Annotated in this window: 1 protein-coding gene; it reads left to right on the top strand. The window is 66.8% G+C overall.

Translation table 11 applies throughout. The features are described from left to right. A partial coding sequence (locus BM430_RS33680; RefSeq protein WP_280142304.1) for a flagellin occupies positions 1-282 on the top strand: 282 nt, incomplete at its 5' end. Between the last annotated feature and the right edge of the window lie 721 nt (positions 283-1,003).

Consider the following 1,003-nt stretch of genomic DNA (forward strand, 5'->3'; position numbering starts at 1 on the left):
AACTCCATCAAGGCGTCGATCAATCTGGTCGAGGCGGCGATCGCCAAGGTGACCGATGCCGGCACCAAGCTCGGCGCCAACAAGACGCAGATGGATGGACAGAAGACCTTCGTCGACACGCTGATGAAGGTCAATGACCGGACGATCGGCACGCTGGTCGATGCGGACATCGAAGAGGAGTCGACGAAGCTGAAGGCGCTGCAGACGCAGCAGCAGCTGGCGGTGCAGGCTCTGTCGATCGCCAACTCGTCGAGCCAGAACGTTCTCTCGCTCTTCCGCTAAGCCGAGAGGGCGGTCTTCCAAGGCCGCCCCATCACGACCGAATGACGAAGGCCGCGCTCGATCAGAGCGCGGCCTTCGCCGTCTTCACGCTCCGTCGATCCCGCATCGGGGACCGCTGCCCCGTCTCGTCGGCGGTCCCCCGTCGGAACCGCGACCGAACCCAGGCCTGCCCCGCGAACCGGGGTGGCGCCCGCCGTCGAGAGAGCCGGCCGGCCCGCCACGCTGGCCACCCATCGCGCCGACCGAAGCGTCCTCGCATCCCCGCCCGATCCTGATTCACGCTCGGAGCCGGTCCGCGAGTGCCGGTCCCGGGCACGATCCGAGCCGGTTCCAGATCCGGACTGGCGGGGGCGTTTAACCTTAATCGCCTGCTAAGTAGTTCTCGCCATTATGAGTCCATCGGCAGGGCGATCCCCAGGGGAGCGCGATGCCGGCGAGAGCTTCCAGCGGCCGGGTTCTGTCCCGGAGACATGACGTCGCCCCGCTGCGGCCGGTGAAAGTCCGGATGTCCTACGCGCAGCGCGACCCCGATCCCCGGGGTCATGGTCCGCAAACGGCGGCTTGCGCCCTCGGTGCGAGCCCGAAGCGGGCCTCCCTTCGACTCTTGTTCCGGAAAGCGTAAACCATGACCAGCCTCCTGACCAACACCGCCGCGATGACGGCGCTGACCACGCTCAAGTCCATCAGCCAGAACCTCGACACGACCAGCAACCGCGTCTCC

This window comes from Methylobacterium sp. 174MFSha1.1, assembly GCF_900116815.1.
In the GTDB taxonomy this organism is placed as follows: domain Bacteria; phylum Pseudomonadota; class Alphaproteobacteria; order Rhizobiales; family Beijerinckiaceae; genus Methylobacterium.